Origin of the sequence: Serratia sp. CY40230, from assembly GCF_052168835.1 — a bacterium.
In the GTDB taxonomy this organism is placed as follows: domain Bacteria; phylum Pseudomonadota; class Gammaproteobacteria; order Enterobacterales; family Enterobacteriaceae; genus Serratia; species Serratia nematodiphila.
Genome location: NZ_JBJNLX010000005.1, coordinates 367,697 through 388,988 on the forward strand (window position 1 = coordinate 367,697; position 21,292 = coordinate 388,988).

A 21,292-nucleotide genomic window follows, 5' to 3' on the forward strand; every position below is an offset into this window, starting at 1 on the left:
GAATCGCGCGCTCAGTCGAAGGCGACCCAGCCGGCGTCGGTTTCGGCGGATTGCACGCAGCGCGCCACCCACTTCACGCCCAGCGCGCCGGCCTGCACGTCCGGGTACCAGAAGTCGGCCAGGAAGGCCGCGTCGCGCCGATCGGTGGCGTCCATCGCCAGCGCGAAGCGGCGGTAGAGATTCGACCAGGCTTCAAACAGCCCCTCCGCATGGCCGCCGCCGATGCGATCGTCCGCCAGCGCCGACGCGGCGAGATACGGCATGCCACGCTCCAGGATCCGCACCGGCTCGCCCTGCACTTCGAAGCGCAGCTGATTGGGTTGTTCATCCCACCACTCCAGGCTGGCCTTTTCACCGACAATGCGCACCTTTTGGCCATGCATCGAACCGCAGTTGACCGCCGAAGCCCACACGGAGCCGATGGCGCCGTTGTGATACTCCATCAGCACATAGGCGTTGTCCTCCAACGGCGCGCGCGACGGCACAAAGCTTTGCCGGCTGCAGATCAGCCGCCGGATCTTCAGCTGCGGCGCCATGGTTTCCGCCAGGAACAGCGTGTGGGTCGCCAGATCGCCCAGCACATAGCTGGGGCCGACAAAGCGCGGATCGACCCGCCAGCGAGTGCTGGGATTATCCTGCTCCACCGGAGCGGCGTGGAAGCCGTGAGCGAACTGCATATTCACCAGCCGGATTTCACCCAGCCGGCCATCGGCAATCATCTGCCGCGCCTGCAAAATCATCTGGTGCCCGGCATAGCCATAGGTCACGCCGATGACTTTGCGCTGCCGCTCGCACAGCGCCGCCAGCGCCTGCGCCTCTTCGACGCTGAAACACAGCGGCTTCTCGCACACCACGTGCAATCCCGCCTCCAGCGCCGCCCGGCAAATGGCGTAATGGGTGTTGTTCGGCGTGGCGATCGAGACCGCTTCGATGCCGTCCGCCCGCGCGGCTTCGGCGCGGAACATCTCGGCATAATCCGCATAACAGCGCGCCGCCGCCACGCCCAGACTCCGGCCAAAATCACGCCCGCGTTCGGCGTCAATGTCGAACGCGCCGGCCAACAGAGTAAACGCGCCGTCGCGCAAGGCCGCCGAACGGTGGATGTAACCAATCTGGCTGGTGCCGCCGCCGCCGACCATGCCCCAGCGCAACGATCTCGCCAAAGGTTTGCTGCCGTTGATCATCGTGTTTCTCCTGATTAAAAGCCGAGGCCGCGCAAGTAGCGCAAGCTGGCGGTGACGTCCTGCAGGCTGCCCTGCACATTGCGCGGATCGCGCTCCTGCTCGATAGTGATCCAGCCCCGGTATCCGCGCTCGGCCAACAGCGCACGCAGCTGCGGATAATCGATCGCCCCGCTGCCCAACGGGCACATGACGCCCTCAGCGCAGGCGGTGAAGAAATCGACGCCGCGCGCCAGCACCTCGCGGAACACCTGCGGATCGACGTCTTTGAAGTGCAGATAATCGAGGCGATCAAAGTGCTTGCTCAGCCAGGCAGCCGGGTCCAGCCCGGCGTAATACAGATGGCCGGTATCCAGGCACAATCCGGCGGTATGATGCGGAATGTCCGCCGCCAACCGGTCGATTTCGTCGGCGAACTCGATGCAGCCGCCGGCGTGCGGATGCACCACCGGCCGCACACCGTATTCCCGCCAGGCCAGTTCGCTGATGCGCGTAATGTGCCCGATCATCCTCTGCCACTCCGCCTGCGACAAACGCGGCGCTAAATCTGAACGCCCGGCGAATCTGGCGCGTTGCGGATTGCCGAAATCGATAATCACCAGGAACGGCGGCGCGGCGCGATCGCCCTCGCTCGGCTCCGCCCTGGGCGCCCGCGAGAGGTTGCGGCAAATCCGATGCGTCAGATCCAGCAGGCGCTCAATGTTCGCCTCGCTGACCAGATCGTCAAAAATCGTGCCGGCCACCAGCGACAGGCGCTGCTGCTCCAGCGCGGCGCACAGCGCCTCGCTCTGCGTCGGCAGATAGCCCCACGGCCCCAGCTCGATGCTGCGGTAGCCGGCCGCCGACGCTTCTTGGAGAACCGTGGCGTAGGGCGGCAAATGGGGGTTGTTCGGATCATCCACGCCCCAACTGCAGGGCGCATTGGCGATAGGCAAAGTCATGGCGACGGCTCCTTTTTTGCAGGGAATGCCGGCAGTATCAAACAAAAATTCCAAAACCATCAATAATGAAAATTTTATTTTTTGATAGAGATCGCGCTATTTTTGATAAAATATTTGATGGTTTTTAATCAAATATAGGCGACGCCTGGCTGCGCCCTGACCTCGGCAAACACCACTCAGCGGCCGTCAGAGGTTTTCTTTGGTGATCACATCGAAGCGATTAATGATGTGGCGTAATCCCGGTTGTTCATCGGCGGCGAGTAACGTCTCGACGATCGTGGCGGCCAATTCGGGAATGCGGTGGCACAGCAGCAGATCCACCGTGCCGTCGAGCAGCGCCATTTCACCGCCCTGCACCGGGCCGTGGCACACCAGCGTAATGTCATGCTGCCGGCCGCTCTCTCGCAACGCCTGAATAATGCCTTCCACACCGCCGCTCGGCGCGTAAAGCGCCGCCAGCTCCGGGTGGCTCGCCAGCAGTTCACGCGTGACCCGGCGCGCCGTTTCCGCGTCCTCATGGCTGCGCACCGGCTCCAGCACGCGCTGGCCGCTCATCTGCTCACGCAGATAAGAGCGGAAACCGATCTCGCAGGCCTCCTGACACGTAAAACGGTTGTCGCCGATGATCACGCCGACGTCGCCCTGCCGCCGGCACAGACGATCCACCGCCCAGCCGGCGGTGCGGCCCGCTTTTTGATTATCCAGACCGATGTAGCCGGCGCGGCTGGGCACCGATAAATCCGACAGCAGCGCGAAAACGTTGATGCCCGCCTGGGCGGCTTCTTCTACGGCATAGTGGATCAGGGGGTGATCCAGCGCCAGCACGCCGATCGCTTCCACCTGGCGGCTCAATTGGCTAATGGCGGCGGCGGTGTCGCCGATGGCATTGAGAGAGTGGAAGATGAACTGCGGCGGCTGACCCGGCTCATGATACGGCGCCGCTTGCGCCATCAGTTCATCAGCCAGTTGCGCATAGAAAGAGTGTTCGCGCCGCAGCAGGATGAACCCCATTCTCAGGCGGCGTTCCGGCCTGCCCAGCACCGCCGACAGGCAGTGGGACTTCTCCAACGCGAACCCCAACTTTTTCGCCGCCTCAATCACCCGGCGCTGGGTGGCGGGCCGCACCGACGCGCGTTGGTTGATTACCCGATCGACGGTGGCGATGCCGACCCGCGCCTCTCTGGCGATGGCCGCCATGGTGGTTTTCTTGCCGCTCATGTTCATCTCCATCAACGATTTGATGGAAAAATATCATAGCCGTTGCCGCCCCTGATGTGATGCCGTTCGCGATTAACGGTAGACGGAGAACTTCTTGGTGAGCGGCTTAAGCTGTTCAGTGTCGCCGTAGAGCGCCACCGCCACGAAATCCAGCTGCTCGTAAGGCGTGTTGGCGGTGTCGGCGATCTGCTGCTCGGCGGAGTGCGACAGCATGGTGGTGGTGAAGAAGTTGGACAGCACGCCCTCCTCCTTGCATTTGAGGATCAGGTTGCTGAGCTGGCTGCTGTTTTTAGCCTGCAGGATGACGATCGGGTAGTGGCTCATATTGGCGCTGACGCCGTCGAGGCTGCTCGGATAGTGGTGAAACTCGCGCTGCTCGATCAGATCGGTGATGCCCGCCGTCAGATGGCAAGAGGCGTTAAACAGCGTGGCCGGTTCGTGATTGCGGTTGAGGATGATATAAAACTTTTTCTCGTTGTCGCTGTACATACTCTTCTCCTTGAATAGACAACCCTTTTTACCCAAGCCAAGGGCGGTTTTCAAGGCGAGATAAGGGCCGCGTCCGGCCCCGTGATAACGTTTCAGCCTCAGATCCCGCCTTCGCCCGGGCCTTGCGGCTGCACCACCTGATGCAGCACGGTGATATTCTGCAAAAGAGTGCCGCCGTCGATAGGCTTCATCTGGCCGTCGCGATCTTTATAGTGCGTCGGTTTGGCCCCGTGGAAGAACAGGCCGGCGTTGACCTGCACGCCCAGATAACCGGCGCTTGGCGGCAGGCGCTGCACATCGGTCCAGGGGTGGGAAACCGGCACGAACTGGAATCCCTCGCCCGTCTTCGCATACAGCGGGCGCAGCAGCGTGACAAAGGCCATCAGCGGCGAGAGCGCCTCTGTAAAGATCTGCACCGGCCGATCGACCGTCATCAAGAAACCCTGCGGCTGCTCCTCAACCGTGTCGAGGCTCAGGCTGCTGCTGATATCATCGCCCCGGCCGCCATAGCTCCATTCAATGGCCGGCGCCCTACTCTCGTTCATCATCTCTGACATACACTGCTCCTTATAAAGTGAATTCAACACGCCTGCTGCGTGCCGGAACAGTAAACCGCTGCAGGGGGGCGAGCGTCCACGCCGGGCGGCACGCTGGCGCACCAAACAACGAGGCGCGCAAATTAAAGCTCGAAATGAATAATTTCCCCGCGTGACAGCGCAGCATTTGAACGACTTCTGTCGCAGCGCAGAGGCATAGTGATGACGTTGCCGCTACTGGAGAGTGTTATGACCGCGATTAAACCGGACGCCATCGACCGCATTTCCCCCGCCGCCACGCCCTGGCTGGCCGTCATCAACGTGCTGTTCGCCGGCATCGCCGCGGCGCTGCACGTGGGTAAGGCCACCATCGCGCTGCCGGCGCTGCAGGCCGAGTTCGGCCGCTCACTGGAGACGCTCAGCTGGGTCATTTCGGCCTTTCCCTTCGTTGGAGTGTTCGGCGGCATCGCCGCCGGGCTGCTGGTGCGCCGCTGGGGCGACCGGCGCCTGCTGGCGTTCGGGCTGCTGATCATCAGCGCCGCCAGCTTCGCCGGCGCCACGCTGCACGACTTCAGCGGGCTGATCGTCAGCCGCTTTGTCGAAGGCCTCGGCTTCGTGATCGTGGTGGTTGCCTCGCCGGCGGTGCTGAACCGCATCGTCGCCCCGGCGCAGCGCAACCTGGTTTTTGGCATCTGGAGCACCTTCATGCCGGCGGGCATCGCCATTTCGCTGTTTTTCGGCCCGCATCTGGCCGACTGGCAGCAGAGCTGGCAGGCCGGTGCGGCGCTGACGCTGCTGGCCGCCCTGCTGCTGCCGCTGACCACATCCCGCCGCGCCGCCGACGCGCACTCGCCGTCTCTGCCGCTGCGGCAAGCGCTGGGCGCGATGCTGCGGGCGCGTCAGCCGCTGTTGCTGGCGCTGATGTTCACCACATACAACCTGCAGTTTTTCTCGGTGATGACCTTTCTGCCGATCTTTCTGATGCAGCGCATCGGTCTGTCACTGGCGGCCGCCGGCGGCATCAGCGCGGCGGCGGTGGCGGCCAACATCGTCGGCAACCTCGCCGCCGGCGTGCTGCTGTCGCGCGGGCTGCCCGCCAGAACGCTGCTCGCCGCCACCAGCCTGTTGATCGGGGTCTTCGGCGTCGGCATTTTCCTGCCGATGACGCCCAACGGCCTGCTGATCCCGCTGTGTTTCCTGTTCTGCGCCATCGCCGGCATACTGCCCGCCACCATTCTGGCCGCCACGCCGGCGGCGACGCCGGAACCGACGCTGCTGCCGCTGAGCCTCGGGCTGGTGATGCAGGGAAACTACCTCGGCCAGGTGATCGGTCCGATCGCACTGAGCGCCATCGTGGCCGCGGCCGGCTGGGCGGCCCCGGCGTGGCTGGTGTTGGCGGCGGCGGTGTCTGGAGCGGTATTGGCGCTGGCGGCTACGCTTGCGTCAGGAAATCGATGAATTTCCGTACCTTGAGCGGGACGAAGCGCGCATAGGGATAAAGCAGGATGAAGGGACGCGAGGCGCCGGCGTAATCTTTCAATACCTCGACCAGCGCCCCGCTGCTCAACTCTTGTTCGACGGTAAAGCGATACACCTGCATCAGTCCGGCGCCGCTTTTCACCAACGTCAGCGTAGCGAGGTAATCTTCCTGGCAAAGCCAGCGCCCGGCAGTTTCCACTTTGCTATTTTCGCCCTGAACCTTAAACGTCCAGGCGGTTTTTCTGCCGGTGCTGGGCAACGCATACTGAATGCAATCGTGCCGGGCCAGATCCGCCGGCGTGAGCGGCGCAGGGTGGCGCTGCAAATAGCCCGGCGTCGCCACCACGATCAGTTCAGCCTCCTCCAGACGCCGCGCCGCCAGGCCGGAGTCGTTCAGCTCGCTGCCGCGAATGGCGACGTCGAATTTATCTTCGGAGAAATCGATATTCTGATTGCTGACGTGCAGATTCAGCTTGAGATCGGGATAGCGATGCGCAAACTCGGGCAAGCGCGGCAACAGCCTAAAATGTGCATACAGCGTCGGCACGCTGATGCTGAGCGTGCCCACCGGTTTGTCCCGTTCGCCGGAAATTCTCGCCTCGGCCTCCATCAGCTGGCTCAGCGCCCGGCGACATTCCAGGTAATAACGCTGGCCGGCATCCGTGACGCGCATCTGGCGTGTGGTGCGGATAAACAGCTTCGCCTGCAATCGCGTCTCCAGACGCGCGACCGAGCGGCTGACCGCCGCAGGGGTTATCCCGGCGGCATTGGCCGCTGCGGTGAAGCTGCCGGTTTCTACCGTCAGGCAAAACAGCTCAATGCTGCCCACCTGAACGTCGTCAAAATGGCGTTGCATGTCTCTCCCTGCCAATTCATTACATAAGGTATAAATTAAAGTTCTTTCCTCCTCATTTTTCAATCATCAGGTATGGATTACCGTTCACGTACGATCAATCCCTATCCTGTCGAGGAGAGAAAATGAGCAAAGTAAAAACGGTCATCGTCACGGGCGCATCGAGCGGCTTGGGCTTCGCCATCGCGCAAGCCTACCTGGCGCGCGGCTATCAGGTTGTCGCAAACGCCCGTTCGCTTGAACGGCTGCAGGCGGCGGCGGACAAACTCGGCCGCCCGGCCAATCTGCTGCTGGCGCCGGGAGACATCGCGCTGCCGGAAACCGCCGAACGGTTGTTCAGCCTGGCGATACAGGCTTTTGGTCAGGTAGATATTCTCATCAATAACGCCGGCATATTTATCGCCAAGCCGATCGCCGACTATACGCCGGAGGAGGTCGACGCGATGGTGGCAACCAATCTGAAAGGCTTCTTCTACCCGGCGCAGGCCGCCGCCCGGCATATGCAGCAACGCGGCGCCGGCCACATCGTCGCCATCACCGCGTCGATCGCCATGCAGCCCAACAGCAAAGTGCCCGCCTTGCTGCCGGTGCTGATCAAGGGCGGCCTTAACCACGCCGTGCGCGAGCTGGCATTGGAGTTAGCGCCGCACAACGTGATGGTCAACGCCGTGGCGCCCGGCATCATCGCCACGCCGATGCATCAAAATGATGAACAGAGTCTGGCGCAGATGCGGCAACTGGCGCCAACCGGCCGCGTCGGCCAGCCGCAGGACATCGTCGATGCGGTGCTGTATCTGACCGACGCCAATTTCGTTACCGGCGCGGCGCTCGCGGTTGACGGCGGCGCCACCGCCGGCGTCTGGTGAAACCGGGGAGAAACGCCATGCCATACGTCAACATTAAAGTGACCGACGAAGGGGTCAGCGCCGCGCAAAAGCGCATGCTGATCGAGGGAGCCACCGCGCTGCTGGAGCAGGTGCTGAATAAGCCACGCCACACCACTTTCGTGGTGATTGACGAGGTAGCCACCGACAACTGGGGCGTCGGCGGAGAGAGCGTCACCGCCCTGCGCGCCAAAGAACGAGGCGAATGACGGGCGATTTATTCTGGAGATCCAGTGTCGTAGGGTACAGCCGCTAGTTATCGTTATCGGGTCTGCGTGGTGAGATCAATCACGCTCAGCGCGAAGGATAAGGCCAGTGATGGTCCAGACCCGATAATGACAAGGCGCCGGTCGCGGCAAGATAAACCAGCACACCGGCGAAAGCGATCAGCAGCACCTTTTCGATAACGGCAAGTCGTTTGTGTTCAGTCATTTGCATACTCCTTCGTGGTATCGGGCGAATGGCCGCCCTCCTAAAAACTAGGAAAGCCTGGCGCAGGCGGCAAGCGCGGCTCACAAAATGAAACACAATCGATAAATTTTGTTAACTATTTAGCCCTCTTTCTTTTCTCACGCCGCCGCCTGTTCACCGTGCGGCGCCCGCCTTGCCCTTAATAACCCTATGGAATACGCCACTAAAAATCCCCTACCGGTTAAGCAAAGGTGATGATAGTGTTGTTTTCATTCAGTTCATCTATGCTGAAAATTCATCTTTTGAGGGACGACTATGATGTCTAAAGGCATTTCCAAGGGATTCTTTATTCTGATCCTGTTCATCGTTACCGCCGCCTTTCTCGACGTGCTGGGGCCTTATTACTCCTCGGTGCTGTGGGCGGTTATTCTGGCGGTGATTTTCCATCCGGTGAAAAAGAAGTTGAAGCAGTACGTCGGCGAACGCAACGGCGTGGTGTCGCTGCTGACGGTGGCGCTGATTTGCCTGATCGTGTTCACGCCGTTGGCGATCATCGCCTCGTCGCTGGCGATGGAATTCAACGTGATCTACACCAAGCTGCAGACCAACAACAGCCAATTGCCGACCATGCTGGCGGACTTTATGCGCCACCTGCCCGGCTGGGCGCAGCGCTTCCTGGCGGAGCATAACCTCAACAGCGCCGCCGAGATCCAAAAGCAGCTTTCCGAGGTGGCGCTCAAGGGCGGGCAATACCTGGCGGGCAGCGTGTTCCTGATCGGCAAGGGCACCTTCAACTTCGTCGTCGGCTTCGGCGTGATGCTCTACCTGCTGTTCTTCCTGCTGAAAGACGGCCCCTATCTGGTGAACCTGGCGCTCGAAGCGCTGCCGCTCTCCCAGCACGTGAAACACCACCTGTTCGTGAAGTTCGCCGCCGTCTCCCGCGCCACCGTCAAGGGCACGGTGGTGGTCGCCGTGGTGCAAGGTGCGCTCGGCGGGCTGGCGTTTTACTTTACCGGCATCGACGGCAGCCTGCTGTGGGGCGCGCTGATGGCGTTCCTGTCGATCATCCCGGCCGTGGGCTCCGCCATCATCTGGGTGCCGGCGGTGATCTACTTCTTCGCCACCGGCATGCTGTGGAAAGCCATTTTCCTGGTAGTGTTCTTCGTGGTGGTGATCGGCCTGGTGGACAACATCCTGCGCCCGCTGCTGGTGGGCAAAGACACCAAAATGCCGGACTACCTGATCCTGATCTCCACCCTGGGTGGCATGGAGATCTACGGCATCAACGGCTTCGTTATCGGCCCCTTGATCGCCGCGCTGTTCATCGCCTGCTGGAACATCCTGTCCGGCCGCGACAGCGAGGAGAACATCGAAGAGATCGACGAAGAATTTATCGAGGAAGGCAAAAACCATCCCGACGCGGTGGAGTAAACCTCCCGCAGCGAATCACGCAGGGGCCCGTTTGGGCCCCTTTTTTTGTCTGTGGTATCCTTGCCAGGCTCACAAGGAAGAACGGGTTTCGTTATGCTTATTTTCTACGCCACGCTGGCCATCGCCTTCACCCTGCTGTGCCTGCTGGCCTTTATCTCTTGCGCTTACCAGCTTTCGAAGCACGGCGACGTCAAATTTTTGGCCTCGCTTTCGGTGCTGATCTTCGCGCTGCTGGCCTTCTATGCCGCTTATGGCTACGTCAGCACCTGGCTGCAACAGCAGGCGGTCGATGTCCGGTTGTATTAGCGCAGCGGGGTAAAAAAGACCTGCTCCGGATCGCCGTCATCGAGATTGTCAATCTGGCCGCTGGCGACAAATCCGGCGTTCAGCAGCCGCCGCTGCATCGGCAGGTTGGAACGATTGGTGGAAGTGAACAGCTTCGGGTGTCGGCAATGGGACTTCAATGCCGTAATCAACGCCTGCCCGACGCCCCGGCGGCGATAGCGCTCGCCGACCATCAGCATCTCGATAAAGCCACAGCCGAAGAAGTGATAGTGCAATACGCCATAGCCCATCACCACGTCCTGTTCCTCGGCAAGATAGCAATCCCCCTGCCCGCACCAGGCGCGGATCTGCGCCGCGCGCTGCGGTTCGTGTTCGGCGACGCTGTCGAGGGCGATCAGGGCTGCGACATCGGTTTCAGTGGCAAGACGAACAAACATGTTTATCCCTTCATTCTGATGGGGGGGCGGCGACACCGCTTCAACGAAACGGCAACCGAAGCGGGATAATTTTTACATCCCCGCCGAATTTTGTAATCCTATTATAGAGTTACTAAAACACACGCCAAGGAAGGAAAGCTTTTCCCGATGAGCATACCGCAAATACCCGCCGCCCTGCTGTTTACCCTGCTGCTGGCGGGCTGCCAGTTCCACAAAACCGTGTTCCCGCCGCCGTATATCGGCACCCCGCAAGAGATCGGCACCTACGAAGTGAAAGGGCTGACGTTCGTCACCACCGTCACCTTCAGCGGCCTGTTCGCCGAAGATCTGGTGCGCGAATACGCACAGAAACATCACTATCGCTACTATGTGGTCACGATGCGCAGCAACGGTTTTAAAGACCGAAGCGAGCGCGTGAGCGCGATGATGTATCGGTAAACCCTGGCGACATATACCGCGAAATAATGCCGAAAAAACTGGCTTCGGCATTAGGAAACGTTATACGAAATATTGCCCAACCCAATACTCACAGGCCGCATGAAAGTACGGCCTATGGCTTTGGTTTAATTGTCTAGCATCGCAGTTGCCGCCCTTTATCTTCACTGCGGGCGAAATTCCAACGTGCTGTTTTTGACCGCTTCGTAAACCGCGGCCGTTGGCGGCTTAGGCAGACGCGCATTGGCGATTGCCTTGATCGCGGCCTGGCAAAGTTCCGGTTCCCCTTGTTCAGCCCGAATGCCGATCAGCATACCGTCCGGCGCCAGCTTGATGCTCAATGTGCAACGCTTGCCTGAGTAGGCTTCGGCATCTTTCAAATGGCTTTGAATCGCGGCCTGCAACTGAGCGATATAGTGTTCTTTCTCTTTTCCCGGTGCCGGCGTCTTTGGGTCGCCAAGGTTGGTGAAAAGATCGTCAACCTCTTTATTTACCGGATCGGTTTGGCTGGGGGCCGTGCTCTTAGCGCACCCCGTTAATGCCAGCGCGGTCATCGCCGCCAATACTGTGGCAACGCCGGTTTTATAGCCTGAATGCGTTATTTTCATATCCCTGTCCTTATGGATAATTCTCAGTAGTGAAATCAGTTGACGCTGGGCCACGCAAAGAGCCCCGGCCAATACGTTATACAGGATCAATATACATCGCTACTGACCTCAAAACTTTCGCCAGGGGCTGTGAAGCCCGTCACTACACCAGCAGTGACGCACCAATTTTTGACAGAATAATGTATGAATAGACAGCGGCGGCATACACGTTTTCGCTCATCCTTTGTAAGCACCGCACATAAATTTCAACATGGCCTTTTGGCTCACAATGCTGAGATAAACCGGATCGCTGGATGCCATGTTCACGAACACCCAGCTTGTTACGCCGTCACATGCCTTTAACGGCCAGAATCAGCCGCTTCTAATCAATTGCCACAACAACGGTTTCTGCATACTTTCCCTGTTGGCGGTCAATTTCTTTGGTTCTGCCATACCGATCGCCGTTTTCTCGGCGTTAAGCAGCTATAATCAAAAAAGTGGAGTTTTTTGAAAACGATAAGGAGGGAGTATGTACAAAACTATTTTGGTTCCCGTGGATATTACCGAACCGGAATTAACACAGCAGGTCATCCCGCATGTCAACGCGCTCGCCAGGCTCGAAGACTCCCACGTCCATTTCCTGGCGGTGATCCCGTCGCGCGCCACCTATGCCGCTTTCGGCTTTGCCGCCACGGCGGCGATAGAAACCAAAGACGAAATCATTGCGGTAGCAACCGAGGGGCTGGCAAAAGCGGCCAAAGAATTCAGCGTGCCTGAAGATAGAGTGACCACGCACGTTGCCGTCGGCGATCCTAAAGATCAGATCCTGGAGCTCGCCGATGCGCTCAACGCGGAGATTATCGTGATGGGTTCCAACCGCCCTTCTGCGATCACTTATCTCCTCGGCTCCAATGCCACCGCCGTCGTCCGCCACGCCAATTGCCCGGTGCTGGTGGTGCGTGAATCGGCTAACGCCACTCAGTGAGCCTGTCCGACACCTCACACATATTTGAACCGTAAAAAAAAACGGGAGCCCTTAGGCTCCCGTTCTCATTCAAGCGCTGAACACACTTACATGTGTTTTACGATAGCGTCGCCAAACTCTGAACATTTCAGCAGCTTAGCACCATCCATCAGGCGTTCGAAGTCGTAGGTCACGGTTTTGGCGGCGATGGCGCCTTCCATGCCTTTAACAATCAGGTCAGCCGCTTCGAACCAGCCCATGTGACGCAGCATCATCTCTGCGGACAGGATGATGGAGCCTGGGTTCACTTTGTCCTGGCCGGCGTACTTCGGCGCGGTGCCGTGAGTCGCTTCGAACAGGGCGCAGTCGGAGCCGATGTTGGCGCCCGGCGCGATGCCGATGCCGCCGACCTGGGCCGCCAGGGCGTCGGAGATGTAGTCGCCGTTCAGGTTCATACAGGCGATCACGTCGTATTCCGCCGGGCGCAGCAGGATCTGCTGCAGGAAGGCGTCGGCGATCACGTCTTTAACCACGATCTCTTTGCCGGTGTTCGGGTTCTTGATCTTCAGCCATGGGCCGCCGTCGATCAGCTCGCCGCCGAACTCTTCGCGCGCCAGCTCATAGCCCCAATCCTTGAAGGCACCTTCGGTGAACTTCATGATGTTGCCTTTGTGAACCAGGGTCACGGAGTCACGGTCGTTGGTGATGGCGTATTCGATCGCCGCACGCACCAGACGCTTGGTCCCTTCTTCGGAGCATGGCTTCACGCCGATACCGCACTGCTCCGGGAAGCGGATTTTCTTCACGCCCATTTCGTCGCGCAGGAATTTGATCACTTTGTCCGCTTCGGCGGAGCCGGCTTTCCACTCGATGCCGGCGTAGATGTCTTCAGCGTTTTCGCGGAAGATCACCATGTCGGTCAGCTCAGGCTGTTTCACCGGGCTTGGGGTGCCCTGGTAGTAACGCACCGGGCGCAGGCACACGTACAGATCCAGCTGCTGGCGCAGGGCCACGTTCAGAGAACGGATGCCGCCGCCGACCGGGGTGGTCAGGGGGCCTTTGATGGCGACGCGGTAGTCGCGGATCAGGTCCAGAGTTTCGTCCGGCAGCCACACGTCTTTACCGTAAACGTGGGTAGATTTTTCGCCGGTGTAGATTTCCATCCAGGAGATTTTACGTTCGCCGTGGTAAGCCTTTTTAACGGCCGCATCAACCACGTGGATCATGGCAGGAGTCACGTCAACGCCGATGCCGTCGCCTTCGATGAACGGAATGATCGGGTTATGAGGAACAACCAGTTTACCCTGGGCGTCAACCGTGATTTTTTTACCTTCTGCCGGAACAACTACTTTGCTTTCCATCAACCTCTCCTTCAAGCGCAATTTTGTTAATGCTTTGTAAGATGCGTGTAGATACTACTTGAATATTCGGTCCGCGCCAATCCGAAACGGATTCGGTTATAATGCGCTTATCATCCGTAATCTCAACCGTTATGAAAAAATTCTCTGTTAGAAATCACAAAGTTAAACGATTCAGCAAGCCGAATGCCGCCAAACCCGCCGCGCCGAAGGGGCCGCGCCGCATTGTGTTATTCAACAAGCCCTTCGACGTATTGCCGCAGTTCACCGACGAAGCCGGCCGCGCCACGCTGAAAGAGTACATCCCCTTCCCCGACGTTTACGCCGCCGGGCGCCTGGATCGCGACAGCGAGGGGCTGCTGGTGCTGACCAACGACGGCCAGCTGCAGGCGCAGCTCACCCAGCCGGGCAAGCGCACCGGCAAAATTTACTATGTGCAGGTCGAGGGGGCGCCGCAGGAGAGCGATCTGGCGCCGCTGCGCAGCGGCGTCACGCTGAAAGACGGGCCCACGCTGCCCGCCGGGGTGGAATTGGTGGCCGAGCCGCAGTGGCTGTGGCCGCGCAATCCGCCGATCCGCGAACGCAAATCCATCCCCACCAGCTGGTTGAAAATCACCCTGTTCGAAGGGCGAAACCGCCAGGTGCGTCGCATGACGGCGCATATCGGGTTCCCTACCCTGCGCCTGATTCGCTACAGTATGGGTAATCTTTCGCTGGGTTCACTGCAGCCCGGTGAATGGAAAATCATCGATTCCCTGTAGACCGATAACTGATGGAGGCGCCATGAAATCTACTCCGATCGCGCTGCTGCTCGCCGCTCTGGCGGCCCCGTTCGCCGCCCCTGCCGCCAGCTTCGACTGCGCCAAGGCGGCAGGCGGCGATGAGCGCGCCATCTGCGCCGACCGCACGCTGAACGACCTGGACGTGCAAATGGCCACCAAATATCAATTCCTGCGCGGCCTGTTCGCCATGGGCGCGCGCGGCGCGATGCAGGACAGCCAGCAGGCCTGGCTGACCAAGCGCCAGCGGTGCGGCGGTGACACCGCCTGCCTGCTGCAAAGTTACCGCACCCGCATCGCCGAGTTGGACGAGATCTACCGGCGCATCGACAAACCGCTGTAAGGAGACCGCATGTTCAAACCGCACGTCACCGTCGCCTGCGTGGTGCACGCCGCCGGCAAATTTTTAATTGTCGAAGAAACCATCAACGGCAAAGCGCTGTGGAATCAGCCGGCCGGCCATCTGGAGACCGACGAGACGCTGGTGCAGGCCGCCGAGCGCGAGCTGTGGGAAGAGACCGGCATCCGCGCCACGCCGCAGGCGTTCCTGCGCCTGCACCAATGGATCGCGCCGGATCGCACGCCGTTTCTGCGCTTCTGCTTCGTCATCGAGCTGGAACAGCCGCTGCCGACCGAGCCGCACGACAGCGACATCGATCGCTGCCTGTGGTTGAGCGCCGACGAGATTTTGCAGGCGCCCAACCTGCGCTCCGCACTGGTGGCGGAGAGCATTCGCAGCTATCAGCAGCCGGAACGTTACCCGCTGTCGCTGGTCGGCAGCTTCGCCTGGCCGTATTAAGCGCGCCGGGCAGCACAAGATGAACAGTGCGCCGGCGCGGCCAACGTGGTAAAATCCTGCGCTTGTTTTTATCAGCACGGTTCGTGTTCAAGTTCGTGAGATCCCCATGTCAGACAACAGCCAGAAAAAAGTAATCGTCGGTATGTCCGGCGGCGTCGACTCTTCCGTTACCGCCTATCTGTTACAGCAACAGGGCTATCAGGTCGCTGGGCTGTTCATGAAGAACTGGGAAGAAGACGACGACGAAGAGTACTGCTCCGCCGCGACCGATCTGGCCGATGCGCAAGCGGTCTGCGACAAGCTGGGCATCGAACTGCACACGGTGAACTTTGCGGCGGAATACTGGGACAACGTGTTTGAGCTGTTCCTGGAAGAGTACAAGGCCGGCCGCACGCCGAACCCGGACATCCTGTGCAATAAAGAGATCAAATTCAAAGCCTTCCTGGAGTTCGCCGCCGAAGATCTGGGGGCCGATTTTATCGCCACCGGCCACTACGTGCGCCGCCAGGACGTGGACGGCAAAAGCCGCCTGCTGCGCGGCGTCGACGGCAACAAAGATCAGAGCTACTTCCTCTACACCCTGAGCCACGAGCAGGTGGCGCAGAGCCTGTTCCCGGTCGGCGAGCTGGAGAAGCCGGAGGTGCGCCGCATCGCCGAGCAGCTGGAGCTGGTCACCGCCAAGAAGAAAGACTCTACCGGCATCTGCTTTATCGGCGAGCGCAAATTCCGCGACTTCCTCGGCCGCTACCTGCCGGCGCAGCCGGGTCCGATCGTCAGCGTTGACGGCCAGACCGTCGGCGAACATCAGGGCCTGATGTACCACACCCTGGGCCAGCGCAAAGGGCTGGGCATTGGCGGCCTGAAAGACAGCAGCGAAGATCCGTGGTACGTGGTGGATAAAGACGTGGCCAACAACGTGCTGGTGGTCGCGCAGGGTCACGATCACCCGCGCCTGATGTCCGTAGGCCTGATCGCGCAGCAGCTGCACTGGGTGGATCGTCTGCCGCTGAGCGGCCCGTTCCGCTGCACGGTGAAGACCCGCTATCGCCAGCAGGATATCCCTTGCACCGTGACCCCGCTCGACGACGAACGCATCGAAGTGCGTTTCGACGAGCCGGTCTCCGCCGTCACCCCCGGCCAGTCGGCGGTGTTCTACCAGGGCGAAATCTGCCTCGGCGGCGGCATCATCGAACAGCGCCTGGCGTAACTGCCCGGCAAAAGAAAAACGCTGCGTTTACCGCAGCGTTTTTTTTATTCAGAATTCCACCTGCGCCCCCAGCTCGATCACCCGGTTCGGCGGGATTTCGAACAGGTCCGGCGCCCGCAGCGCGTTGCGCTGCAACAGCTGGAACACCTTGCCGCGCACGCGCAGATACCAGGGCCGTTTGCCCAGCACCAGCGTATCGCGCGACATGAAGAACGAGGTCTCATTCATGGTGAAGCTCATCCCCTCCAGCCCGCAGCGGTAAAGAATGTCCGTCACGTTGGGCGTCTCGCGCCAGCCGTAGCTCGCCACCACCCGCCAGAAACTCGCCGACAGCTGTTCGATCGCAACCCGCTGCACGTTGTGCACGTACGGCATGTCGGTGGTGACGATGGTCAACAGCACCACGCGCTCGTGCAGCACCTTGTTGTGCTTCAGGTTATGCAACAGCACCAGCGGCACCGCATGCGGCGTGCGCTCCATAAACACCGCGGTGCCCGGCACCCGCTTCGGCGGCGCCTTCTCCAGCGACTCGATCAGCGCGCTCAGCCCTTCCTGGTTGTCGCGCAATCGGCGGATCAGGCGCGAACGCTCGGTCTTCCAGGTCAGCATGATCAACAGAATGATTAGCCCGAGCGCCACCGGCAGCCAGCCGCCGGTCGCCAGCTTGATCAGGTTGGCGCCGAACAGCGGCACGTCGATGCACAGCATGACCAGCAGCATCAGCCCGCCCAGATAGCGCGGCCAGCCCCAGTTTTTCACCGCCACTATGCTCAGCAGAATCGACGACAGCAGCATGGTGCCGGTTACCACGATGCCGTAGGCCGAGGCCAGGTTGCTGGAGTGTTTGAAGCTGACGATCACGATCAGCACCGCCGCGAACAGCAGCCAGTTCACCACCGGAATGTAGATCTGCCCGGACTCCTGATCGGAGGTATAGATGATGCGCATCGGCGGCAGGTAACCCAGCCGCACCGCCTGCCGCGTCAGCGAGAACACGCCGGAGATCACCGCCTGCGAGGCGATCACCGTCGCCAGCGTAGCGATCACCAGCAGCGGGATCAGCGCCCAGGTCGGCGCCAGCAGGAAGAACGGGTTATTGATCGCCGCCGGGTTGGCCAGCAGCAGCGCCCCCTGGCCGAAGTAGTTCAACACCAGCGCCGGCGCCACCAGCGTAAACCACGCCAGACGGATCGGTTTTTTACCGAAGTGGCCCATATCGGCGTACAGCGCTTCGGCGCCGGTGACCGACAGCACCACCATGCCCAGCGCAAAGAACGACACGGCCTTGTATTCGAGGAAGAAATTCACCGCCCAGTAAGGGTTCAGCGCCCGCAGCACGCCGGGGTGATGTAAAATGCCGCCGAGGCCCAGCAGCGCCAGCGTCAGGAACCAGATAACCATCGCCGGGGCGAACAGTTTGCCGACGCTGCCGGTGCCGCGTTTTTGGATCGCGAACAATGCGGTCAGCACCAGCAGCGACAGCGGTACGATAAAGCTATCCAGCTCGGGGGCGATAATCTGCAGCCCCTCGATGGCCGAGAGCACCGAAATGGCCGGGGTGATCACCCCATCGCCGTAAAAGAAGCTGCCGCCCACCAGCCCGATCAGCACCGCCGCCGGCACCCAGCGCGCATCCAGCTTGCGGATCGCCAGCGACATCAGCGTCAGAATGCCTCCCTCGCCGTCGTTGTCGGCGCGCATCACGAAACAAATGTATTTAATCGACACCACCAGCGTCAGCAGCCAGAAAATCAGCGATAAAAAGCCGTAAATCGAAGCCGGCGTCAGGGTGATGCCCTCCTCCGCCGTCAGGCATTCGCGCAGGGTATACAGCGGGCTGGTGCCGATATCGCCGTACACCACGCCGATGGCCGCCAGCGTCACCGCCGGCAGTGGCTGCTTGTTTTTTACGTGCATATAAAGGTCTTTATTTGAGGGTTCACGTTGGCAGTATAGATGCAGCCGCCGCACTTTATTTGCCGCAGCAACAATAAGTTCGCGCCGGCGATTTTCGTCGCCTATTTGCGCAGTTCTGCGCCGCACGGCGCCTCCGCCTCACCGCAGACGTATTAGACGCTGGGTTTACCCTCGATTTTGTGGCATGATCCGCGGCATTCGTTGTCATCGTTGTTACAGCCACGCCCGATCGTTACCGTTCGCGGCCGCCGCCGTTACCCCTGCGATACACACAACCTTATGCAGTAAGCCATGTACCGTTCACCGCGTTTACAGGAGTCATCGTGGCGAAGAATTATTATGACATCACGCTGGCCATGGCGGGTATCAGCCAGTCGGCGCGTTTGGTTCAGCAGTTGGCCCATGAAGGGCAATGCAACCGCGAAGCGTTTCAGACCTCGCTGAAAAGCCTGCTGCAAATGGATCCGCCCTCCACGCTGGCGGTGTTCGGCGGCGAAGAACGCAATTTGATGGTCGGCCTCGAAACCCTGATGGGCGTGCTGAATGCCAACAACAAAGGGCCGGGCGCGGAACTGACCCGCTACACCATCAGCCTGATGGTGCTGGAGCGCAAACTCAACGCCAACAAACAGGCGATGAACACGCTCGGCGAACGCCTCGGCCAGCTCGAGCGCCAGCTGGCGCACTTCGATCTTGAGTCGGACACCATCATCAGCGCGCTGGCCGGTATTTACGTCGACGTGGTCAGCCCGCTCGGGCCGCGCATCCAGGTGACCGGTTCGCCGGCCATCCTGCAGAATCCGCAGGTGCAGGCCAAGGTTCGCGCCACGCTGCTGGCCGGCATTCGCGCCGCCGTGCTGTGGCAACAGGTCGGCGGCAGCCGCCTGCAGTTAATGTTTTCCCGTAATCGTCTGTTCAAGCAGGCGCAAAATATCGTTGCTCATTGTTAATCGATCCCAGGAGTTGCTACCGATGGAATTATCCTCACTGACCGCCGTTTCCCCCGTTGATGGACGCTACGGTGATAAAGTCAGCGCACTGCGCCCCATTTTCAGCGAATACGGTCTGCTGAAATTCCGCGTACAGGTTGAAGTACGTTGGCTGCAAAAACTGGCCGCCTGCGCAGAAATCAAGGAAGTTCCCGCTTTTGACGCCGACGCAAACGCTTTCCTCGACAAAATCGTCGCGGAATTCAATGAAGAAGACGCTCAGCGCATCAAAACCATCGAGCGCACCACCAACCACGACGTGAAAGCGGTCGAGTATTTCCTGAAGGAAAAAGTGGCGGCGGTGCCTGCGCTGCACGCGGTGTCCGAGTTCATCCACTTCGCCTGCACCTCCGAAGACATCAACAACCTGTCGCACGCGCTGATGCTGCAAAGCGCCCGTCAGGACGTGGTGCTGCCTTACTGGCGCAAGATCATCGACGCGCTGAAAGGGCTGGCGCAGGAATACCGCGATATCCCGCTGCTGTCGCGCACCCACGGCCAGCCGGCGACCCCGTCGACCGTCGGCAAAGAGTTCGCCAACGTGGCTTACCGCATGGAGCGCCAGTACCGCCAACTGGAGCGCGTGGAGATCATGGGTAAAATCAACGGTGCGGTCGGCAACTACAACGCCCACATCGTCGCCTACCCGGAAGTGGACTGGCATCAGTTCAGCGAAGCGTTCGTCACCTCGCTCGGCATCACCTGGAACCCGTACACCACCCAGATCGAACCGCATGACTACATCGCCGAACTGTTCGACTGCGTAGCGCGTTTCAACACCATTCTGATCGACTTCGACCGCGACATCTGGGGCTACATCGCCCTGAACCACTTCAAGCAGAAAACCATCGCCGGCGAAATCGGTTCTTCCACCATGCCGCACAAGGTCAACCCGATCGACTTCGAAAACTCCGAAGGCAACCTGGGGCTGGCCAACGCCGTGCTGGGCCACCTGGCGGGCAAACTGCCGGTTTCCCGCTGGCAGCGCGACCTGACCGACTCCACCGTGCTGCGTAACCTGGGCGTGGGCCTGGGTTACGCGCTGATCGCCTATCAGGCCACCCTGAAGGGCATCAGCAAGCTGGAAGTCAACCAGGCGCACCTGCTGGACGAACTGGATCACAACTGGGAAGTGCTGGCCGAGCCGATCCAGACCGTGATGCGCCGCTACGGCATCGAGAAGCCTTACGAGAAGCTGAAAGAGCTGACCCGCGGCAAGCGCGTGGACGCCGCCGGCATGCAGGCGTTCATCGATGGCCTGGCGCTGCCGGAAGAAGAGAAAACCCGTCTGAAGGCGATGACCCCGGCCAACTATATCGGCCGCGCCACCACCATGGTCGACGAGCTGAAGTAAGCGCGTTAGACCCACAACGACAAGGCGGCCCACGGGCCGCCTTTTTGCTTATTATTCGCCGCGCAACACCTGCAGCCGGGCAATCTGCCGCCCCTGCGCATCGAAGTTGTCCGCACTCAGCCAACGCGCCAGCGCCTGCCGCACCGCCGGCCAACGGTCAATGGTGATGGCGAACCAGTCGGTATCCCGGCTGCGCCCCTTGACGATCACCGCAAAGCGGAAGTTGCCCTCGTAACGGAAGCCGAAGCGCAGCGCGGCCTGGCGCGACGGCGCGTTGTGGCTGTCGCACTTCCACTCGCAGCGGCGATAGCCCAGCGTGTCGAAGGCGTAACGCAGCAGCAGCGCGATGGCTTCGGTGGCGCTGGAGCGCTGTTTCATCAACGGCGACCAGCTGACGTGGCCGATCTCCAGCACGCCGTTGGCCTCGTCGATGCGCATCAGCGCCACCGTCCCCACCGGCGCGTCGCTGGCGGCGTCGAACACCGTCAGATTGACCAGCGTCGGGTTGGCCTGCAGCGTCTCCAGGTGCTGCAACATCGCCGCCGGCGTGTCGGGCCGTTCGATAGACAGATAGGTCCAGTCGCGGCCGTCCGGCGCCAGCTGGAAAGCGTCATACAGCGCGGCGTAATCCCGCTGCGGATCGAGCGGCGCCAGTGAACAGAAACGCCCGCCGAGCGTCACGCCGCCCGGGCGGCGAGCCGGCTGCCAATCCGGCATCGGTTCGCCAATCGGCTGACCATAACGATTCATTGCCATAC

General features: G+C 60.6%; 25 protein-coding genes. 13 read left to right on the forward strand and 12 right to left on the reverse strand.

Features of this window, described 5'->3' with window-relative positions; translation table 11 throughout:
* Positions 1–11: 11 nt before the first annotated feature.
* The 5 genes from ACJ8IJ_RS19120 to ACJ8IJ_RS19140 all read right to left on the reverse strand — a co-directional run bounded on the left by ACJ8IJ_RS19120 (position 12) and on the right by ACJ8IJ_RS19140 (position 4,386).
* Positions 12–1,184: a Gfo/Idh/MocA family protein gene (locus ACJ8IJ_RS19120; protein WP_156865556.1), complete on the reverse strand. Its 1,173-nt coding sequence runs from the start codon at positions 1,182–1,184 to the stop codon at positions 12–14.
* 14 nt (positions 1,185–1,198) lie between these two features.
* Positions 1,199–2,122, reverse strand: a complete 924-nt coding sequence (locus ACJ8IJ_RS19125) for a TIM barrel protein (RefSeq protein WP_004941251.1) — start codon at positions 2,120–2,122, stop codon at positions 1,199–1,201.
* A gap of 186 nt (positions 2,123–2,308) precedes the next feature.
* Positions 2,309–3,340, reverse strand: a complete 1,032-nt coding sequence (locus tag ACJ8IJ_RS19130) for a LacI family DNA-binding transcriptional regulator (RefSeq protein WP_049186078.1) — start codon at positions 3,338–3,340, stop codon at positions 2,309–2,311.
* Positions 3,341–3,412: 72 nt separating this feature from the next.
* Positions 3,413–3,829, reverse strand: a complete 417-nt coding sequence (locus ACJ8IJ_RS19135; RefSeq protein ID WP_004941246.1) for a DUF2000 domain-containing protein — start codon at positions 3,827–3,829, stop codon at positions 3,413–3,415.
* Between the two features lie 98 nt (positions 3,830–3,927).
* Positions 3,928–4,386: a hypothetical protein gene (locus ACJ8IJ_RS19140; RefSeq protein ID WP_442518460.1), complete on the reverse strand. Its 459-nt coding sequence runs from the start codon at positions 4,384–4,386 to the stop codon at positions 3,928–3,930.
* Positions 4,387–4,614: 228 nt separating this feature from the next.
* Between ACJ8IJ_RS19140 and ACJ8IJ_RS19145 the strand changes: the two genes are divergently transcribed.
* Positions 4,615–5,823 carry an MFS transporter gene (locus tag ACJ8IJ_RS19145; protein ID WP_442518461.1) on the forward strand — a complete coding sequence of 403 codons (1,209 nt, stop codon included), beginning with the start codon at positions 4,615–4,617 and terminating at the stop codon, positions 5,821–5,823.
* Here ACJ8IJ_RS19145 and ACJ8IJ_RS19150 read toward each other — a convergent pair.
* Positions 5,798–6,700 carry a LysR family transcriptional regulator gene (locus ACJ8IJ_RS19150; protein WP_442518462.1) on the reverse strand — a complete coding sequence of 301 codons (903 nt, stop codon included), beginning with the start codon at positions 6,698–6,700 and terminating at the stop codon, positions 5,798–5,800. The genes ACJ8IJ_RS19145 and ACJ8IJ_RS19150 overlap by 26 nt on opposite strands.
* A 122-nt stretch (positions 6,701–6,822) precedes the next feature.
* Between ACJ8IJ_RS19150 and ACJ8IJ_RS19155 the strand changes: the two genes are divergently transcribed.
* Both ACJ8IJ_RS19155 and ACJ8IJ_RS19160 read left to right on the forward strand, forming a co-directional pair.
* Positions 6,823–7,563 (forward strand): SDR family NAD(P)-dependent oxidoreductase, encoded by a 741-nt coding sequence (locus ACJ8IJ_RS19155; RefSeq protein ID WP_015377621.1) that lies wholly within the window; start codon positions 6,823–6,825, stop codon positions 7,561–7,563.
* Between the two features lie 17 nt (positions 7,564–7,580).
* On the forward strand, positions 7,581–7,790 hold the full coding sequence (locus ACJ8IJ_RS19160) for a tautomerase family protein (RefSeq protein WP_004941231.1): 210 nt from the start codon (positions 7,581–7,583) through the stop codon (positions 7,788–7,790).
* Between the two features lie 85 nt (positions 7,791–7,875).
* Here ACJ8IJ_RS19160 and ACJ8IJ_RS19165 read toward each other — a convergent pair whose 3' ends face one another.
* Positions 7,876–8,013 (reverse strand): hypothetical protein, encoded by a 138-nt coding sequence (locus ACJ8IJ_RS19165; protein WP_004941229.1) that lies wholly within the window; start codon positions 8,011–8,013, stop codon positions 7,876–7,878.
* Between the two features lie 294 nt (positions 8,014–8,307).
* Here ACJ8IJ_RS19165 and ACJ8IJ_RS19170 point away from each other — a divergent pair, with 294 nt between their 5' ends.
* Both ACJ8IJ_RS19170 and ACJ8IJ_RS19175 read left to right on the forward strand, forming a co-directional pair.
* Positions 8,308–9,423 (forward strand): AI-2E family transporter, encoded by a 1,116-nt coding sequence (locus tag ACJ8IJ_RS19170; RefSeq protein ID WP_033640590.1) that lies wholly within the window; start codon positions 8,308–8,310, stop codon positions 9,421–9,423.
* A gap of 93 nt (positions 9,424–9,516) precedes the next feature.
* Entirely contained in the window at positions 9,517–9,729 is a 213-nt protein-coding gene (locus ACJ8IJ_RS19175) for a hypothetical protein (RefSeq protein ID WP_004941224.1), read from the forward strand.
* On the opposite strand, the gene ACJ8IJ_RS19180 is transcribed toward ACJ8IJ_RS19175, so the two are convergent.
* Positions 9,726–10,145, reverse strand: a complete 420-nt coding sequence (locus tag ACJ8IJ_RS19180) for a GNAT family N-acetyltransferase (protein WP_442518463.1) — start codon at positions 10,143–10,145, stop codon at positions 9,726–9,728. The two genes, ACJ8IJ_RS19175 and ACJ8IJ_RS19180, sit on opposite strands and share 4 nt — an antisense overlap.
* A 147-nt stretch (positions 10,146–10,292) precedes the next feature.
* On the opposite strand from ACJ8IJ_RS19180, the gene ACJ8IJ_RS19185 reads away from it, so the two are divergent.
* Positions 10,293–10,583, forward strand: coding sequence for a hypothetical protein (locus tag ACJ8IJ_RS19185; RefSeq protein WP_004941220.1), 291 nt, complete (start codon positions 10,293–10,295; stop codon positions 10,581–10,583).
* Between the two features lie 161 nt (positions 10,584–10,744).
* Here the strand turns inward: ACJ8IJ_RS19185 and tolA are convergent, their stop codons facing one another.
* Positions 10,745–11,188, reverse strand: a complete 444-nt coding sequence (gene tolA, locus ACJ8IJ_RS19190) for a cell envelope integrity protein TolA (protein WP_442518464.1) — start codon at positions 11,186–11,188, stop codon at positions 10,745–10,747.
* A 508-nt stretch (positions 11,189–11,696) separates the two neighbouring features.
* Between tolA and uspF the strand changes: the two genes are divergently transcribed.
* Entirely contained in the window at positions 11,697–12,152 is a 456-nt protein-coding gene (gene uspF, locus ACJ8IJ_RS19195; RefSeq protein ID WP_004941216.1) for a universal stress protein UspF, read from the forward strand.
* Positions 12,153–12,238: 86 nt separating this feature from the next.
* Here the strand turns inward: uspF and icd are convergent, their stop codons facing one another.
* Positions 12,239–13,492: an NADP-dependent isocitrate dehydrogenase gene (gene icd, locus ACJ8IJ_RS19200; protein ID WP_046686909.1), complete on the reverse strand. Its 1,254-nt coding sequence runs from the start codon at positions 13,490–13,492 to the stop codon at positions 12,239–12,241.
* Between the two features lie 131 nt (positions 13,493–13,623).
* On the opposite strand from icd, the gene rluE reads away from it, so the two are divergent.
* From rluE to mnmA, 4 genes are all read left to right on the forward strand, one after another.
* On the forward strand, positions 13,624–14,250 hold the full coding sequence (gene rluE, locus ACJ8IJ_RS19205) for a 23S rRNA pseudouridine(2457) synthase RluE (RefSeq protein WP_044031414.1): 627 nt from the start codon (positions 13,624–13,626) through the stop codon (positions 14,248–14,250).
* 22 nt (positions 14,251–14,272) lie between these two features.
* Entirely contained in the window at positions 14,273–14,611 is a 339-nt protein-coding gene (locus ACJ8IJ_RS19210; protein WP_171453833.1) for a lysozyme inhibitor LprI family protein, read from the forward strand.
* A 9-nt stretch (positions 14,612–14,620) separates the two neighbouring features.
* A complete protein-coding gene (locus ACJ8IJ_RS19215) occupies positions 14,621–15,067 on the forward strand; it encodes an NUDIX hydrolase (protein WP_440484096.1) in 447 nt (148 codons plus the stop codon).
* A 106-nt stretch (positions 15,068–15,173) separates the two neighbouring features.
* Positions 15,174–16,274 carry a tRNA 2-thiouridine(34) synthase MnmA gene (gene mnmA, locus ACJ8IJ_RS19220; protein WP_015377608.1) on the forward strand — a complete coding sequence of 367 codons (1,101 nt, stop codon included), beginning with the start codon at positions 15,174–15,176 and terminating at the stop codon, positions 16,272–16,274.
* A 48-nt stretch (positions 16,275–16,322) separates the two neighbouring features.
* Here mnmA and kup read toward each other — a convergent pair whose 3' ends face one another.
* Positions 16,323–18,191: a low affinity potassium transporter Kup gene (kup, locus tag ACJ8IJ_RS19225; RefSeq protein ID WP_015377607.1), complete on the reverse strand. Its 1,869-nt coding sequence runs from the start codon at positions 18,189–18,191 to the stop codon at positions 16,323–16,325.
* 323 nt (positions 18,192–18,514) lie between these two features.
* Between kup and hflD the strand changes: the two genes are divergently transcribed.
* Entirely contained in the window at positions 18,515–19,141 is a 627-nt protein-coding gene (gene hflD / locus ACJ8IJ_RS19230; RefSeq protein ID WP_004941196.1) for a high frequency lysogenization protein HflD, read from the forward strand.
* Positions 19,142–19,163: 22 nt separating this feature from the next.
* A complete protein-coding gene (purB, locus tag ACJ8IJ_RS19235) occupies positions 19,164–20,534 on the forward strand; it encodes an adenylosuccinate lyase (RefSeq protein ID WP_004941193.1) in 1,371 nt (456 codons plus the stop codon).
* A gap of 51 nt (positions 20,535–20,585) precedes the next feature.
* Here purB and ACJ8IJ_RS19240 read toward each other — a convergent pair whose 3' ends face one another.
* Positions 20,586–21,290, reverse strand: coding sequence for a GNAT family N-acetyltransferase (locus tag ACJ8IJ_RS19240; protein ID WP_015377606.1), 705 nt, complete (start codon positions 21,288–21,290; stop codon positions 20,586–20,588).
* Positions 21,291–21,292 lie beyond the last annotated feature (2 nt).